The sequence below is a fragment of the Ruegeria sp. CE9 genome (assembly GCF_056537425.1).
Map to the genome: position 1 here is coordinate 70385 of NZ_JBQFRO010000014.1, position 15353 is coordinate 85737.

The window sequence follows — 15353 nt, forward strand, 5'->3', positions numbered from 1 at the left end:
GTTAGTTTGCAAATCCCGTTATCCTCGGGATCGTCATGGATAGTGCGGGGATATATGTGATCAGGAAGATCACGATAATTTCGACAGCCAGAAACGGCAGGATCGCCTTGGCAATGGTTTCAACCCGTTCCCGCGACACGGCCGCAGCCACGAACAGCACCAGCCCCATAGGTGGTGTGGCCAGACCGACGGTCAGGTTGACGCTCATGATAATCGCAAAATGGATCGGGTCTACGCCAAGGCTTGTGAAAATCGGGCCAAGGATCGGACCAAGGATGATGATCGCGGGGCCTGCATCCAGGAACATTCCGACAATGAACAACAACAGGTTGATCAGGAACAGCAGGATCAATGGGTTTTCCGACAGGCTGAGGATCAGTGATGCCAGCTGTTCCGGCGCATGGCTCAGGCTGACCACGGTTTTGAACGCCATCGCCGCCCCAACCAGAAGCAGAACAACCGCCGAGGTCATGCCCGCGTTGCTGAGGATTTCAGGCACTTCCTTCAAAGTCAGGGTGCGCAGAACAAAGAAACCGATGATGAAAGCGTATCCCACGGCGACGGCGGCGGCCTCGGTAGGGGTGAAGATACCGCCCAGAATACCACCCAGAATAATCACTGGAGTCATCAGCGGAAAGAACGCCTTCAAGCTGGCCTGACGGCGTTCGGGCCAGGTATATTTGCGGCTGGCGACGGGGAAGTCATAACGATCGGCCATGACCTTGATCATCAGCATCAGGCCAACGCCCACCATTACGCCCGGCACGATGCCCGCAAGGAACAGCGCGGCCACGCTTTCACCCATGACATAGGCATATATGATCATGATCCCAGACGGTGGAATGATAGGCCCGATCACCGAACTGGCCGCCGTGATCGCAGCGGCGAATTTGCGGGTATAACCTTGCTTCTCCATCGCCGGGATCAGCATCGAACCAAGCGCCGAGGTGTCCGCCACGGCGGATCCTGAAAGGCCCGCGAACAAGATCGAGCTGAGCACGTTCACATGCGCAAGGCCGCCCCGCAGGTGGCCCATCAGGGCCTGGCTGAACTCAACAAGGCGAATGGTGATGCCGCCGCGGTTCATCAACTCGCCCGCGAGCATGAAGAACGGGATGGCCATCAGCGGAAAGCTGTCCATGCCGTTATAGACATTGCGATACAGCAGCGTGATGTCGTTGGTCTGACCGCTGAGCCACAGCAGAATGCCGGGTGCCGCAAGCAGTGCAAAAAAGACCGGCAGACCGATCAGCAGGAAAATCAGGAAAGTGGGCAGGAACCAGATCAGCATTTATTCAGCTCCTACTGCGGCTTCGGGGATTTCGGGCAGAAGATGTGCGCCACCCATCATGGTGACGATGGACCTCAAGATCAGCTCGATATTGACCGAGATCAGCAGTACGACCCCCACCAACAGCGATGCCATCATCCAACTGCGCGGAATGCGGTACCACTCGTCGAAACTGAAGGACGTTGGCAGGTACAAGGCTGCGGTGGCGAACTTGCCACCAAAGCCGGTGACTTCGGACCAGCCGATATTGACCGCTACCAGAAGCACCGCCAACGAAATCAGCAACAGAAACAGATTAAGTGACATGCCCAGTACACGCGGCAGGAAGCGCTGCAACATATCAATCGCGACAAAGCCCCCGCGACGGAACGCAGTGGGCGCCATCAAGCCAGTCATCCAGAGCATGCAGAACCTGGCAGCCTCATCCGGCCAGGGTAAGGCGTTACCGAGGACGTATCGAAAGAACACCTGAATCAGTATTGCGATCACCATGAATGCAATCGCAACGACACCAACCGCGCGGCCCAGTCGCAGCAAGGTTTCGTTCACGAATGCAATCGGCGTCAACGCCGATGCCAGTCCGCCCATGCGGATCCTCCCAGTGTCAGCCGCGAGTTTGACCCGCGGTCGTCATATCGCGCTTAGTTTTGCGCGAATTGGCCGAGTTTTCCGGCAAAGAAAGTCAGCGCGTCTCCATCCGCCATGCTGACCTTCAGGACTTTGCCCACCATTATCACATGATCGCCTGCATCGTGATAGGCGTGCTGCTCGCATTCAAACCGGGCAAGGCTGCCCGGCAACAAAGGGGTCCCGTTTACACAACGGTCATGTTCGATATCCCGCAATGCAAAGGCGTCTTTGGAACAGCCAAAGCATAGCTCGGCCTGTTCGGCAGACAGAACATGCACGCTGAAATGGCGTGCCTCCTGAAAATAGCGGAACCGGCGCGAATTGCGGTCTCCGGCCCACATCACCAACGCTGGGTCCAGCGAAAGGGAAGAAAAGCTGTTTGCCGTAATGCAGATCGGCCCGTCCTCGCTGTCGCAAGTTACGACTGTGACACCCGTTGCAAACCGCCCGAACGCATCGCGCAGGGTGCGCGTGTCATCCTTATGCGGGACGAATGTATGGCTTATGTCACGCGAGATTGCATTCATTACGGCACCTCTTGTCCCAACGCCGCCTCGTAAAGACGGAACCAGCTTTCACGATCCAGTTTGACCTTCAAAGCGTCCGATGCACGCTTAATTCGGTCCAGATTATTCGTCCCCAGAACCGGCAGTATGTTCGCCGGATGCGCAAGCAGGAAGGCCACCGCAACGGCGGCGCGATCCACCCCGAATTCTTCGGCAAACTCATCTGCCACAACCCCGACCGGAGGGTTCCCGGCCATCAGCATGCCCCCACCCAGCGGCGACCAAGCCATCAGCGGGTGACCATGCTGCTGGTGGAAAGCCAGATCACCATTGGTGAAAGGGCTGATCTCACCCAAAGAAATCTCGATCTGGTTGGTCACCAACTGGGTCTTCATCGCAGATTGCAGCAAAGACCAATCCCAAGGGCGGAAATTGGACACACCAACCGCACCAACCTTGCCACTGGCAACAATCTCATCAAGCGCCGCGCCGGTTTCATGGTGATCCATCATTGGATCAGGACGGTGGATCAACAACAGGTCGATGTGGTCAATCGCCATTTCCGACAGCGAGGTATCCACCGATTTCAGAATATGTGCGCGCGACGTGTCATAGTATTTAACCTTCGCATCAGCATAGCGCCCCATTGGCGCGATGATGTCACATTTCGTGACGATCTCCATCTTCTGGCGCAGGCTTGGATTGGCGCGCAGGGCGTTACCCAAAACAGCCTCAGCCGCATAGCCGCCATAGATATCCGCCTGATCAAAGGTTGTGATACCCTGATCCAGACAGGCCTGAATCTTGGCCTCGACATGCCCAACCGAGGTATCACTGTCATCGCCCAGCCGCCACATGCCATAGACAATGCGGCTCATTTCCAGGGTGCCAGATAGTTTCACGCGTTGCATTAGCGACGAACTCCTTCGCCCAGCGGGGTCGCCGGGGTGCTTGCAGGCACGCGCCCATAAGCTTCGGGCAGCGAGCAGGTTTTCAGATTTGGCATCACGCGGGCGCCAAAATGCTTGGCCTCATCCATATGTGGATAGCCTGAGAAGATGAAGGCGCGGATGCCCATCTTCTGATATTCTTCGATCTTGGACATAACCTGATCGGTCGAGCCGACCAGAGCCGCACCACAGCCCGACCGTGCGCGTCCGACACCAGTCCAAAGCCCCGGTTCCACATAGCCATACTCATCCGCCAGATCACGGTTCTTGGACTGATGCGCCACGCCCAGCGAGGTTGCGTCCAACGCCCGTTCACGAATGGCACGCCCGTACTCGTCATCCAGCTTTGAGACGATGTAGTCCGCATATTCCTGCGCCTCGGCCTCGGTATCGCGCACGATCATGTGCACGCGCAGGCCGTAATCCAGGGTCCGGTTGTAATTCTCGGCCACTGCATGAACGGCCTTCATCCGTTCAGCCAGTTGGTCCTTGGTTTCCGGCCACATCAGATAGACATCGCAATGCTCGCCACACAGATCCAACGCGGACGGAGAATAGCCTCCGAAATACAGCAACGGACCACCGGTTTGGTAAGGCCGGGCCGGATCGGTGGTCAGCCCCGAAAAGTTATAAACCTCACCCGCGTGGTTGATCTCATCCTGTGTCCAGGCCTGTTTCAAAATCTCCACGACTTCGCGCGAACGCTGATAGCGAAACGCGCTGTCGGCTTTTTCGCCGGGGAAATCGGACGAGATGATATTGACCGTCAGCCGCCCCTTCAGCATGTGGTCCAGCGTCGCGATGGTGCGGGCCAGCATAATGGGCTGCATCTCGCCACAGCGCACGGCAGCCAGCAGGTTGATCTTTTCGGTGATTGGCGCACAACCCGCAACAAAGCTCAGCGTGTCCTGACCGACCTGATAAGATGACGGGCACAGGATATTGCGAAACCCCTGCGCCTCGGCCTCTTTTACGATGCCCGAACAATGATCCCAGCTTGATCGCAGATCGCCATCCGGCACGCCCAGAAACTGATAATCGTCCGAGCACAATGCCGCAAACCACGAAACCTCAGCCGCATCCAGATCAGGGGACGTGATGGGGACAATGGTCATTTGATTCGTGCTCCGTGCATCTTTTACTTTTCTCTTGCGTAGCAAGCACATTGATGTAGATCAATAGTGTATCAATTTTTCCTGCGACCCAATGAAGCGCGCCCGAGTGACCTCAAACAATCGAAACCCCAACGCCCTGCCGATCTATGTGCAGATCTCGGAACTTCTGATCCGCGATATCGCTGCCGGTCGCCTGATTGATGGCGAACGCCTGCCACCCGAGCGGGACATGGCAGCCGAGTTGCAGGTCTCGGTCGGGACGCTGCGAAAATCGCTGTCAGAGCTCGAGAAAAAAGGCATGTTGGAGCGCATTCAGGGCTCGGGCAATTACATCCGCGAGACGGGAACGCAAAACAGTGTTTATGCCATGTTCCGGCTGGAACTGCCCGAAGGCGGCGGGTTGCCGCGCGCCGACATCCTGTCAATCGATCACCTGGAAAAACCTGATGACCTGCCAAAGTTTGGTCGGTCTGAGTTAGGGTCGCGCGTGCGCCGAATGCGCTATCTGAATGACACAATCATCGCGGTCGAGGAAATCTGGCTGGACGAATCAGCCGGGACCATCGATCAGAGCCTGCTATCTGACTCGCTTTATCGCTATTACCAGCAACAGCTTGGCTTCTGGATTACGAGGGCAGAAGATCGCGTTACAGTCGGTGCCCTGCCCGATTGGACACCCGAAAGATTCACCAAACTTGCTGGTCAAACCGCAGGATATATCGAGCGGTTCAGCTGGTCAGAAAAGGCTGAACCCGTCGAGTTTTCAAAAACATGGTTCGATCCTGATCGCGCCACCTATGTACAACGCCTAAAATAAAAGGAACTGCGCATGACCCGGACCATCAACTACGGGCTGATCGGATGCGGTATGATGGGGCAGGAACACCTGCACAATATTGCCTTGCTTGAAGGCACGCGCGTCGCCGCGATATTCGAGCCTGACCCGGAGATGGCACAAAAGGCGCAGGCCATCGCGCCCGAGGCGCAAATGGTGTCGTCCGTTCAAGACCTTCTATCCGTCAGCGAGCTGGATTGTCTGGTCATCGCCAGCCCCAATCACCTGCATGTGGAACAGTTGAATGAAATCGCGGAAACCCGCCCCCTACCCCTGCTGATCGAAAAACCTCTGTTCACCGATCCCGGTGATCTTGATCGGCTTGAAGAGTTGGAGCGCAGCTATCCGCATCCGATTTGGGTGGCGATGGAATATCGTTATATGCCGCCCATCGCGGCATTGGTCGACGAGGCCGCTGCCGCCAGTGGTGGGATCAAAATGCTGTCGATCCGCGAACACCGCTTTCCATTCCTTGAAAAGGTCGGCAACTGGAACCGGTTCAATCAGAACACCGGCGGTACGTTTGTCGAGAAATGCTGCCATTTCTTCGACCTCATGCGGCTGATCCTGCAATCAGACCCGGTGCGCGTGTCGGCAAGCGGGGGTCAGGCCGTCAATCACCTGAACGAAGAGTATGACGGCAACACGCCGGATATTCTGGACCACGGCTATGTCATCGTCGATTTCGCCTCTGGCGCGCGCGCGATGCTGGAGCTTTGTATGTTTGCCGAAGGATCGCGATATCAGGAAGAAATCTCAGCCATCGGTCCTGATGCCAAGATCGAGGCGCTGGTGCCCGGTCCGGGCCGGTTCTGGCCTGAGCATCTGGGCGATGCGCCTGTGCCGCAGCTGATCATCAGCCCTCGCGCACCAAAGGGCCCCATCCACCGTGACATCCCCGTTGATCCCGAATTGCTGGCAGCGGGGGACCACAATGGCTCCACCTATTATCAGCACAAAGGCTTTCTGGAACTGGTCCGGGGCGAACGCACCGCGCCCGAGGTCTCGCTGAGCGACGGGATTTGGGCCGTTCGTATCGGGCTTGCGGCACAGCAAGCTTCAGAACAGGGCCGAACAATCAGTCTGACAGGATGATGAATGGTGTCAGAAAATCAGGTTGAGCATCAGAAGTGACACGACCAGGAAAATGATCGTCATGATTCCACCCGAGCGGACGAAATCCGTCACCTTGTATCCGGCGGGGCCCATGATCAGCGCGTTGACCTGATGTGTCGGGATTATGAAGCTGTTCGAGGTCGAGATCGCGACAGTCAGCGCAAAAACCGCCGGGTTTGCACCTGCTGCAACCGCAATGGAAACGGCAAGGGGCACCAGCAGAACCGTCGCCCCGACATTCGACATCACCAGAGAAAACGCCGTCGCCAATATGGCCACCCCGGCCTGAAGCGCCCAGTTCGGCCATCCATCCAGGATGATCATGATCTGCTGCGCGATCCAAGCGGCGGTCCCGGTGTTCTGCACCGCCTGACCCAACGGGATCAAACATGCCAGCAGAAAGACCGTGTTCCATCCAACCGCGCGATACGCCTCATCCACGCTCAGAACACGGGTCAACATCATTCCTGCCGCCCCCGTCAGCAAGCAAAGCGATAACCGCACATCCGTAAACAGGATCAACGACAGTGAGATCACAAAGAACAAAAGGGCCCATCCAACCTTTTGCGGGCGCAGTTCGTCTTGCGGAAAGTCAGACGTGACGACCACAAAATCCGGATCGCGCTTGATCCGCATCAGGTTATCCCATCGGGTATGGGCAACCAGCATGTCGCCCGCCTTGAACTTCTCAAGCCCGATCTGGGTGGATTCATGGGTGTCTGTCTCAACGTGGCTAAGCGTTTCCTCGCCTCGATGGATTGCAAGCAAGGACATGCCATAGGTTTTGCGAAACAACAGCTCTCGCGGGCATTTGCCGATCAGCTTGCTTTCCGGGGTCACGACCACCTCGGCGATCCCTGCATTTGTCGGTGCAAATTCCTCGACAAACACATCCAGATCGGGCAGCACGGTCAGCCCGTATTTCTGGGCGAATTCTTCGACAACCCAGCGCCGTCCCACGATCGCTAACCGGCAAGGCGCCGCGATCTCAGCTGTCAGCACCTGCACCATCGAGGTCTTGCCGCGATAGAAGGTCGAGATGATATAGAGGTGGTTTTCAAAATTGATGTCTGCCAATATCTGCCCGACGAGCGGGCTTTCGGCCGGCACGACCACCTCAAACACATCCGCCTTCAATCCATAAACACGCTGTAGATACTCTTGCGTGCCGCGACCGGTCCCGGTGCTTTTTGAACCTGCGTCCCCCGGCAAAACCCATCGCCCCAACAGCAAGAAATACCCTATCCCCGTCAGGATCAGCACCGCGCCAATAGGAGTGACCGAGAACAGCCCAAAAGGCTCCATCTTCTGGGCGTCGGGCAGGCCATCATTTGCGGTCTGAATCAGATCATTCAAGAGAATGAGGGGTGAGGACCCCACCATCGTCATCGTCCCGCCCAAAATGGCGCAGAACCCCATCGGCATCAGCAGCCGTGACAGCGGAATTCCGGATCTCGACGAGATACGGCTAACCACAGGCAGAAACAGCGCCGCCGCCCCGACATTCTGCATGAAGGAAGAAATGACACCAACGGTGCCCGATACAATCGGCAACACCCGGTTCTCGGACTTACCGCCATATTTCAAAATGACCGATGCAACCTTGTTCATCAGCCCCGTCTTGTCCAACCCCGCCCCGACGATCATGACCGCGATAATCGAAATGACCGCATTGGAGGCAAACCCATCAAACAGATGAGGAACATCAGCCAGATTTTCCAGACCAGGCGCATAGCTGAGAAGGCCGACCATCACCAAAACCAAAATGGCAGAAAGATCGATCCTGACAATTTCCGACACGAACAAGAAAACAGTAAAGGCCAAAAGCGCCGAGACCACACCCATTTCGTATGTAAACGCCAATTGCTCCACTAAGATCACCTGGTTCCAATCGCAAACTTAATAGGCATTTCTAGGCAATCAGCACCGACCTGTCATGGGTTTTGTGTGTGCAATTGCAGCAACAGCGCGTCCCAATGGCGAATTGTTCGACATCCGGCAGACTAAGTTTATTTCCTCAGATCGTGTCAGCGCGCCTTAATCCAAGTGTGGAAGCTATCAGCTTGCTGATTTTATTCGTGACGCGAACAGTTTGGCGGAGTGTTTGTGGACCAAACGGGCTGCTTAGAAAGTTGGTAGCAAGGAGAGGATTTGAACCTCTGACCATCAGATGATAAAATGGCTTACACCTGCTGCCTCGGCGATGCCAGGAATTACTGATCTGCGGCATCATATTGTAACCGATTTTCATCACTGAAGACGAGCAAGCTCCGTTTCTGTCATTTACGCCGTGAAACACTGCCAGTTGCTTCCTCGATACTTTCACAGTGCGATGATCGAAAAATTATGGCGAATGCACAAACTAACCAAACACGCCGCGAAAAGCCAGCCCACGGAAATGAATGACTACATTGTCTGGGTTACTGGCGACCCTAAGTAAAGCGCCTAAGTAAACGTTACGTCAGGTCGGAGTTTTCTGCCCACCCAGGGTATACCTGCGGTTGGACTTTCCGCAGGCAATGAAAGCTGCGGTGCATGGGTCTATCGAGACGAGGCCACCTACTGCTGCAGGTGGCCTCATCACTCGTCAAACGTGCTCGTCGCTTCCTGACGAAAGCGGCATAGCTCAGAACCGGAAGATCGCCCTAAGTTCAGCAGCAGCGCCGAAACCGCCATCGAATGTTGGCTGGAATTCACCATTAAAGCCAACTGTGCGCAGCCCGTCTGCAGATGAATACCCAAGATCCAGGCCAAAGAACCCCGCAACAGTATCGTCAGCATTTGCAACAAACGAGAACGGGGTCGCGGCAACAACCGCATCGATTTCGTCTGATCCAGCATCAAATGTCGCGTCGATACCCAACGTCCAATTGAGGTCAAGCACACCACCATTCGACCGCGTGATAGTCTGAGGGAAGTTAAGCAGCGCACGTGTGTTGAACAGCGATACTTCGCGGTCTTCTATCGTCAGAGGAAAGTCGGCTCCAGTCTCTGTGTACTCATCCAGCTGCAACAGAACATAGTTCGCTCGCGCGCTGAAATACGCTGGCTTTGCCCAGTTGTTAATTGGTATGGCAACCGCAATTGAGGGTGCATAGAATGTTCCGTCGAAATCGCCTTCGGCTTGCTGGCCATCAACGTTCCTTGTCGTGTCGTTGTCTGTCACACCAGCCACGAATGCCGCGTTCAGGCTGAAACCATCGAAGTCACGCTTCCAATAAGCGCCACCGAAGTAGGAAGAGACATCCGTTTCGCCAGCGTCTTCGTCCAGCGACACGCGGCTGTCACTATAGCCCGCAAGAAAACCTACGGTACCAGCATCGATGATTTCACTGCTCTCAACCCCTGAGATCAGACCATAGAAACGATGATCATAGCCTACGTTAGAGCCGTCAGCAGTGACTTCGCGATACCCGCCGACGCCGGAAACCCAAACCTGCGAACCGCTTTCTACGCCAAAGCGATCCAGTGCTCCGTAGCCTTGACTGACCTGATTTTCCGGTGCTGAAGGAACAGGATCAGCCGTCTCGATCGTGTTGAATATGGAATCGGTCAAATCGCTGATAATTGTCCCTTGCGCAGCAAAGCCTGAGGTATCCACCGCCACAGCAGTGAGCCCATTGTTGATCAACACACCCGCGCCGCCAAAGTTGATAATCTCGGGTGCCGACGCCAGATCGGTGTCATCTCCAGAGGCATCCGCGAAATTCACAGATGTGTTGAGACCGCGCGCAAAGTTCAGAGTGTCAACATCGTTGGGATTGTTGTTTCCGAAGTCGGCAGCGCCATTCAGACGCGAACCCGGCAACAGGTTTACAACATCGTTCCCTTCATCCTGAAGATCGATAGCAAAGCCGTTTCCACCGGTAAGAGTGCCACTGTTGGTGATTGTCGCAGGCGATACGCCGGCACGACCAATCACGCCGATTGCAGCACTACGGACAGAGGTAACGTCTGCAGTGTTGACAATGTCGACTGAACCATCGCCGTTCACTTCGGCAACAATACCGAAGTCATCGCCAAACACCGTTCCGTTGGTCGCAATCGAAATTGCACCATCGCCGTCAATGTCGGCCTGAACACCATCGTTACCGCGCCCGGTTACACTCCCGCTGGTCTCAATAGTGATGTTGCCGTCACCTTCCACCTGAGATTCGATGCCACCGTTGGCCGCGTCGACGCTTCCGATAGAAATAATCGTGATATCGCCATCGCCGTCTACATCGCCTTCAAGACCATCGTCAGTCTCTGCAAAGATATTGCCCCGAGACACAATTCTGATATCGCCGTCACCATCAATCTCAAGCTCGATACCGTCGTTGTCAGAATTGATGTTCCCTTCAAATATTACGGTGATGTTGCCGTCACCGTTTACATCGGCTTCAATCGCTTCACTCCCATCAGGTAGCGTCGTGATATCGCCATTAACGACAATGTTGATATCGCCATCGTTTACGACGTTTGCGTCGATCGCATGTTCTTCCAGTGACGTGATGTTTCCGTTCACCCTCAGGTTGATGTTGCCATTGGTCGTTTCCAGATCGATTGCGTCTTCTTCCCGAGAGGTAATGTCCCCGGTGCTATCTATCGAAACATTCCCATCGCCATTTAGATCGGCGAATATCCCGAACTCGTCTGCAACTACGTCGCTGGTCGAGCGAATATTCAGACTATTGGCAGTGGTAGTGAAGTTAATCCCGTCAACACCAGGCGCTGGGTTTATTCCAGAGGCGTCAACATTTTCAATGATAAGGGTGTTGATCGTGGCCCCGGTCACCTCGACGCCGGCAGAGACATCGCCAGTACAAGTTACAATGGTTCCATCAACAACACAGGGGCCATTTGAGGGCGGAACGACCGTCTGAGCTATGGTTCCATGCGACATCCCCAACAATGCGGCAACCCCTACCGCACCTGCTTTCATCAGATAACCCTCAGTCGATCTTCCGACAGTGTATTTGTCTGTGTTTTCGTTCCCTGCCAGAGCGATTGATTTCCTGCGTGCTTGTCGATCCATGCTGCTGAAGTACTGCATTTGCCCTACTTGTTACCCTCGGTATTTCGTTATCATTGTGAGTTTTGCGACGTGCGGTCACGTCCGCTCAATGCACGGCAGTTTTGGCGATTTTCAAATTAACCTTTTGGTGAGATCTAAAAGCTCACAATATGTGATGCATAATTGCCATTATGCACTATCATATCGATACTCTGTCGGCCCGAGACCTAGTCCCAAGGGGAGGCCATTCTAGGTTCGGTTGCAACGCCTGCTGAGTTTTGCCTCAACAAATCGGCCGATCACGTCATCCATTTCTGACCCGAACAATTGAAACACACAGGTGACCAACAAACCCAAAAGGACCTCTGAGGCAGCACGCTTTGAACAACATCCGCCTCAAGCTTCGTACTTGCTTCACAAAGCAACTAAGTTTCTCGTGCTTTTCCAGACTAGATCGGTCAGAGAGATCATCCCGCGCCGCAGATCAACCGATCAAGCATTTCGAACTTCTGCTTTATGAACTCAAGCACGCGGTTTGACGAAGCCGGCATGCTTCGGGCGCTTAGCGTTACGCAACCCAAGTGTCGGTCGGGATCACCGATTTTTATTGGCAGGGCTGTCAGAGTTTTTTGCCGTTGCATCATAAAGACCACCGAAAAGGGCAAAACGGTCAGGGAGTCTGAACCCGTCAGAACGTTCACAACCGCACTCAAAGACCCGCCCGTGAAACTGATTTTGAGGTCTCGCATGCCGATACCGTCCAGCGTGTTTCGCAAGTCACGAAACAGCGGGCTATTGGCAGGTGGCGCGATCCAGGTAAACTCTGTGATATCTTCCAGCTTCACCTCTTTTTTGCGTGCCAAAGGGTGCGCAACACGACACGCAACGACGTTTCGACCAGGCAGGATTTGACGGAATTTGTACTCATCAGACACATCTGCCGGGCGCATGGGGAGTATTGCCAAGTCCAGAGTTTCAGCGGACAGCTGGGACAAAAGTTCCGTGGGGTATCCATAGGATTGGTCGATCCGAATACTGGGGTACTCGGCCTGAAACTCTGCAATCACGTTCGAGATGACCCCGTCCATAAAGATCGGCGTACCTGCCACCCGCACTGCACCGGCAATGCCTTGACGGTGTTCGTCCACAACACGGCTTGCATGGCGACCCGCGCTTAGGATTCTTTGACCTTCCTGAGCAAGCGCAAGACCAAGCTCAGTAGGTTGCAAAGGTCTTCGGGTCGGCAGGAATAGGGGCTCACCCACCCTGTCCTCCAAGAGCGAGACGCTTCTGGAGACACTGGGTTGAGATTTTCCAAGTAAAGCAGCGCCTTCGGTCAATCCTCCGGCCTCAACAATGGCCGCGAGGATCTCGAGATGTCTAGGATCAAGCTTCATAACTCAAAGTTATATTGATGGTCGATAATTCGATCAAGAGTGCTGTCTTTGCCTGCTAGCGTTCCCCTCACACCCGCAATCCATCGCTTGTCAGGAACGCGTCCAATGGCTCTTAGAACCACCAGCATCAATGGCCAGAACGTCAGGTTCGGCGCTGGATTGCGCAACGACATCTGCGCGGAGTTGGCCGGACTGGGATCGAACAAGGCGCTGATCCTGTCGACTCCTCAGCAAGTCGATATGGCAATGGAGCTTGCGACAACAGTTGGGGATCGTGCTGCAGGCGTCTTTACGCGGGCAACAATGCACACCCCGGTCGGCGTGACCGAAGAAGCGGTTGAACACGCTTTGTCTGTCAAAGCAGATAGTATCGTTTCTATCGGTGGAGGTTCGACGATTGGTTTGGGCAAGGCGATAGCCCTTCGGACAGGTTTGCCTCAGATCGCTATCCCAACCACATATGCCGGCAGCGAGGCAACTCCGATTCTGGGTCAGACCGAGGATGGCATCAAAACCACCCTAACAGACCCAAAGGTTCTGCCCCGCGTCATTCTGTACGATCCCGAACTTGTGGCGTCATTGCCGCCCGCAATGACCGTGACCAGCGCCTTGAACGCAATGGCTCACGCAGCCGAAGCGCTATATGCCAAGGATCGCACGGATCAGACCACGGAATTAGCTATCGACGGCCTGAGGGCGTTTGCGGAAAGTCTGCCGATCGTTGTGGAAAACTCCGACGACCTCAAAGCCAGAGAAGAAACGCAGCGTGGTGCATGGGCCTGCGGCACGGTGCTTGGTTTGGTTGGAATGGCCCTGCACCACAAGCTTTGCCATACGCTGGGCGGGTCCTTCAATCTGCCGCACGCGGAAACCCACGCGATCGTTCTGCCCCATGCCATCGCGTACAACACGGTAGGTGTGCCGGAGCTGCTGGCACCCGTGTCAGATATTCTCGGCGGTCCTGAGCCAGGTCAGGCGCTTTGGAGTTTTTCCAAATCCACGGGCGCACCAATGGCTCTTAAGGAGTTTGGTCTGTCAGAGGCCGATCTGGACCGTGCCACCGAAATCGCACTCAAGAACCCGTATTGGAACCCGCAGCCGGTCACTGCTGATGGTCTGCGGGCGCTTCTGCAAAACGCTTGGGCGGGCAACGCCCCCGGCGTTTGAGCTTACCGTATCAAGGGAGGGACACATGATTACACGACGCAAATTGCTGCAATCCAGCGCCGCAACCGGCCTCGGGTTGGCTGCCGGCACGCTCGCTGCGCCTGCTATCGCACAGGGCGCGAAGATTAAGCTGGGCTATGTCAGCCCACAATCAGGTCCTCTGGCCGCTTTCTCGGAGGCCGACAAGTTCATTCTGGAGAACTTTGCCGCGTCCGATGCCGGCGCAAATTTCGAAGTCATCGTCAAAGACAGCCAGTCGAACCCGAACCGGGCGGCAGACGTGGCGGGCGAGTTGATCGTGGATGATGAGGTCGACCTGATGCTGGTCGCCTCAACACCCGAAACGACCAACCCGGTTGCTTCGACCTGTGAGGCCGAGGAAGTGCCCTGCATTTCAACTGTTGCGCCGTGGCAACCGTGGTTCATCGGCCAACAGGGCAATCCCGGCGATCCAGCCAGTTGGGAGCCGTTCTATTACGCCTATCACTTCTTCTGGGGGCTTGAGGATGTGATCTCGGTCTTCACGGCGATGTGGAGCCAGTTGGAAACCAACAAGCAGGTCGGTGCATTGTTCCCAAATGACGGCGATGGCAATGCTTGGGGGGATCCGAATGTGGGCTTTCCGCCGGTTCTGTCCGAGCTGGGATATAGCCTGACAGATCCCGGACGATATCAGAACCTGACCGATGATTTCTCGGCCCAAATCAACGCATTTCGCCAAGCGAATGTTGAAATTGTAACCGGCGTTCCCATTCCGCCTGATTTCACCACCTTCTGGAGCCAAGCCAAGCAGCAAGGCTTCACTCCGAAAGCCGCGAGCATCGGCAAAGCCATCCTATTCCCGCAAGCCGTGGAGGCCCTGGGTAACGCAGGTAACAACCTGAGTTCCGAGGTGTGGTGGTCGCCAACGCATCCGTTCTCGTCATCGCTGACCGGTGCGAGTTCGGCTGATTTGGCGCAGGGGTATATGGCCGCCACAAGTCGTCAGTGGACGCAACCCATCGGCTTTGTGCACGCGCTATTCGAAATGGCAGCCAACGTCATGGGCCGCGTTGATGACGCGGGTGATGGGGATGCGGTCGCCGAGGCTATCGCAGCTACGCAGCTGGACTCGATTGTTGGCCGGATCGCCTTTGATGGCGCGGGCCTGCCGCCCTTCGCTGCGCAGAACGTTGCTAAGACGCCTTTGGTTGGCGGGCAATGGAGGCTTCTCGACGACGGCAGCTATGACCTCGTGATCGTCGACAATTCCTCAGCGCCCGAAATCCCGACCGCGGGTGTGATGGAAGAAATCTCCTGATTGCAACGAAACCAACGTCCCGGACTGCAGTCCGGGATAGGAATACCGGC

The 15353-nt window shown here is 55.5% G+C and carries 12 protein-coding genes; 4 read left to right on the top strand and 8 right to left on the bottom strand.

All coding sequences use genetic code 11. From position 1 onward, the window contains the following. Window position 1: 1 nt before the first annotated feature. The 5 genes from ACR0B3_RS20945 to ACR0B3_RS20965 are packed head-to-tail and all read right to left on the bottom strand — an operon-like array spanning window position 2 to window position 4492. Window positions 2–1291 (bottom strand): TRAP transporter large permease, encoded by a 1290-nt coding sequence (locus ACR0B3_RS20945; protein WP_039540899.1) that lies wholly within the window; start codon window positions 1289–1291, stop codon window positions 2–4. Further along, entirely contained in the window at window positions 1292–1879 is a 588-nt protein-coding gene (locus ACR0B3_RS20950; RefSeq protein WP_480810741.1) for a TRAP transporter small permease, read from the bottom strand. 53 nt (window positions 1880–1932) lie between these two features. After that, window positions 1933–2448 (bottom strand): flavin reductase family protein, encoded by a 516-nt coding sequence (locus ACR0B3_RS20955; RefSeq protein ID WP_170687444.1) that lies wholly within the window; start codon window positions 2446–2448, stop codon window positions 1933–1935. Beyond that, window positions 2448–3338, bottom strand: coding sequence for an aldo/keto reductase (locus ACR0B3_RS20960; protein ID WP_480810742.1), 891 nt, complete (start codon window positions 3336–3338; stop codon window positions 2448–2450). The genes ACR0B3_RS20955 and ACR0B3_RS20960 overlap by 1 nt, the downstream gene beginning before the upstream one ends. After that, the gene (locus ACR0B3_RS20965; protein WP_480810743.1) at window positions 3338–4492 is read right to left on the bottom strand and encodes an LLM class flavin-dependent oxidoreductase; all 1155 of its coding nucleotides are present in this window, start codon (window positions 4490–4492) and stop codon (window positions 3338–3340) included. Before ACR0B3_RS20965 ends, ACR0B3_RS20960 begins: the two co-directional genes overlap by 1 nt. Window positions 4493–4583: 91 nt before the next feature. Between ACR0B3_RS20965 and ACR0B3_RS20970 the strand changes: the two genes are divergently transcribed. Together ACR0B3_RS20970 and ACR0B3_RS20975 are read left to right on the top strand one after the other, a co-directional pair. Further along, window positions 4584–5309, top strand: coding sequence for a GntR family transcriptional regulator (locus tag ACR0B3_RS20970; protein ID WP_480810744.1), 726 nt, complete (start codon window positions 4584–4586; stop codon window positions 5307–5309). A 12-nt stretch (window positions 5310–5321) separates the two neighbouring features. Then, on the top strand, window positions 5322–6422 hold the full coding sequence (locus ACR0B3_RS20975; protein WP_480810745.1) for a Gfo/Idh/MocA family protein: 1101 nt from the start codon (window positions 5322–5324) through the stop codon (window positions 6420–6422). Window positions 6423–6431: 9 nt separating this feature from the next. Here the strand turns inward: ACR0B3_RS20975 and ACR0B3_RS20980 are convergent, their stop codons facing one another. From ACR0B3_RS20980 to ACR0B3_RS20990, 3 genes are all read right to left on the bottom strand, one after another. Beyond that, on the bottom strand, window positions 6432–8288 hold the full coding sequence (locus ACR0B3_RS20980; protein ID WP_480810813.1) for an SLC13 family permease: 1857 nt from the start codon (window positions 8286–8288) through the stop codon (window positions 6432–6434). Between the two features lie 781 nt (window positions 8289–9069). Next, window positions 9070–11478 carry an autotransporter family protein gene (locus ACR0B3_RS20985; protein WP_480810746.1) on the bottom strand — a complete coding sequence of 803 codons (2409 nt, stop codon included), beginning with the start codon at window positions 11476–11478 and terminating at the stop codon, window positions 9070–9072. Between the two features lie 428 nt (window positions 11479–11906). After that, the gene (locus tag ACR0B3_RS20990; RefSeq protein ID WP_480810747.1) at window positions 11907–12836 is read right to left on the bottom strand and encodes a LysR family transcriptional regulator; all 930 of its coding nucleotides are present in this window, start codon (window positions 12834–12836) and stop codon (window positions 11907–11909) included. Between the two features lie 105 nt (window positions 12837–12941). Between ACR0B3_RS20990 and ACR0B3_RS20995 the strand changes: the two genes are divergently transcribed. Further along, window positions 12942–14003 (top strand): maleylacetate reductase, encoded by a 1062-nt coding sequence (locus tag ACR0B3_RS20995; RefSeq protein WP_480810748.1) that lies wholly within the window; start codon window positions 12942–12944, stop codon window positions 14001–14003. 25 nt (window positions 14004–14028) lie between these two features. Further along, on the top strand, window positions 14029–15303 hold the full coding sequence (locus ACR0B3_RS21000; protein ID WP_170761995.1) for an ABC transporter substrate-binding protein: 1275 nt from the start codon (window positions 14029–14031) through the stop codon (window positions 15301–15303). Window positions 15304–15353: the final 50 nt, after the last annotated feature.

What these genes read in the sequence shown, in the direction of transcription:
- ACR0B3_RS20985 (WP_480810746.1), bottom strand. Translation starts at nt 11,478, where the DNA reads ATGCAGTACTTCAGCAGCATGGATCGACAAGCACGCAGGAAATCAATC.
- ACR0B3_RS20945 (WP_039540899.1), bottom strand. Translation starts at nt 1,291, where the DNA reads ATGCTGATCTGGTTCCTGCCCACTTTCCTGATTTTCCTGCTGATCGGT.
- ACR0B3_RS20965 (WP_480810743.1), bottom strand. Translation starts at nt 4,492, where the DNA reads ATGACCATTGTCCCCATCACGTCCCCTGATCTGGATGCGGCTGAGGTT.
- ACR0B3_RS20970 (WP_480810744.1), top strand. Translation starts at nt 4,584, where the DNA reads ATGAAGCGCGCCCGAGTGACCTCAAACAATCGAAACCCCAACGCCCTG.
- ACR0B3_RS20975 (WP_480810745.1), top strand. Translation starts at nt 5,322, where the DNA reads ATGACCCGGACCATCAACTACGGGCTGATCGGATGCGGTATGATGGGG.
- ACR0B3_RS20990 (WP_480810747.1), bottom strand. Translation starts at nt 12,836, where the DNA reads ATGAAGCTTGATCCTAGACATCTCGAGATCCTCGCGGCCATTGTTGAG.
- ACR0B3_RS20995 (WP_480810748.1), top strand. Translation starts at nt 12,942, where the DNA reads ATGGCTCTTAGAACCACCAGCATCAATGGCCAGAACGTCAGGTTCGGC.
- ACR0B3_RS21000 (WP_170761995.1), top strand. Translation starts at nt 14,029, where the DNA reads ATGATTACACGACGCAAATTGCTGCAATCCAGCGCCGCAACCGGCCTC.
- ACR0B3_RS20960 (WP_480810742.1), bottom strand. Translation starts at nt 3,338, where the DNA reads ATGCAACGCGTGAAACTATCTGGCACCCTGGAAATGAGCCGCATTGTC.
- ACR0B3_RS20950 (WP_480810741.1), bottom strand. Translation starts at nt 1,879, where the DNA reads ATGGGCGGACTGGCATCGGCGTTGACGCCGATTGCATTCGTGAACGAA.
- ACR0B3_RS20980 (WP_480810813.1), bottom strand. Translation starts at nt 8,288, where the DNA reads ATGGGTGTGGTCTCGGCGCTTTTGGCCTTTACTGTTTTCTTGTTCGTG.
- ACR0B3_RS20955 (WP_170687444.1), bottom strand. Translation starts at nt 2,448, where the DNA reads ATGAATGCAATCTCGCGTGACATAAGCCATACATTCGTCCCGCATAAG.